The sequence below is a fragment of the Janibacter sp. CFPM2_SD2 genome, assembly GCF_057364645.1.
Map to the genome: position 1 here is coordinate 1 of NZ_JBNFOF010000388.1, position 770 is coordinate 770.

The 770-nt window shown below is 78.2% G+C and carries 2 protein-coding genes; both read left to right on the forward strand.

Annotated features, from left to right (window positions below; genetic code table 11):
* Window positions 1–263: hypothetical protein (locus AC2W7J_RS18560; RefSeq protein WP_485984272.1), on the forward strand; the 263-nt coding region annotated here is incomplete at its 5' end.
* Window positions 264–372: 109 nt separating this feature from the next.
* Window positions 373–765 carry a UvrD-helicase domain-containing protein gene (locus AC2W7J_RS18565; protein ID WP_485984274.1) on the forward strand — a complete coding sequence of 131 codons (393 nt, stop codon included), beginning with the start codon at window positions 373–375 and terminating at the stop codon, window positions 763–765.
* Window positions 766–770 lie beyond the last annotated feature (5 nt).

Below are 770 nucleotides of genomic sequence, written 5' to 3' on the forward strand. Positions count from 1 at the left end.
TCGCCGCCGCGACCCGCCTCGGCGCGCCGAGGCGCGCGACGCCGTCACCGGCCGGGCTGACCGGCGCGACGACCGAGCCGATGGCCCGCACGATGCAGTCCCTGGGCTTCGCCGTGCTGCGCCAGCAGGCGGTGCTGCTCGGCCAGCCGGCTCCCCGGCTCCTCTCCGGTGCCGACCAGGACCTCGTGCTCGGCGAGCTGCTCGCCGGCCACCGCGAGTCGGGCCGCGGGCCGGCCTGGCCGACGACCTCGCCGAGGCGCTGACGACCCGTGGGTTCCGCGAGGAGCTGCGCGACCTGCTCATGCGCGCCATCGAGCACGGGGTCTCGCCCGACGACCTCGCGACCCTCGGGCGCGAGCACGGCCGCCCCGAGTGGGTCGCGCCGCCCAGGTCGCCCGTGAGTACGACGAGGTGACGGCACTGTCGCGGCCGGGGGCCTTCGACCCCGCCTGGGTCCTCGCGGCCGCGGCCGAGCTGCTCGAGGACGACCCCGAGGCGCGCGAGCGGGTGCGCTCGGGGATGCGGGTCGTCGTCGTCGACGACGCCCACGAGCTCACCGCTCCCGCCGCGCGGCTGCTGCGGGTGCTCACCGGGGCGGGCGTCGACCTCGTCCTCGTCGGCGATCCCGACGCCCACGGTCCAGGGATTCCGCGGGGCGGACCCGCACCACCTCGTCGACGGCTGGCCCGGGCGCACCGAGGAGACGCACGTCCTCGGTCGCGGGCACCGGCTGCCGCAGGCGGTGCACGCGGCAGCGCGCGGTGACCCCA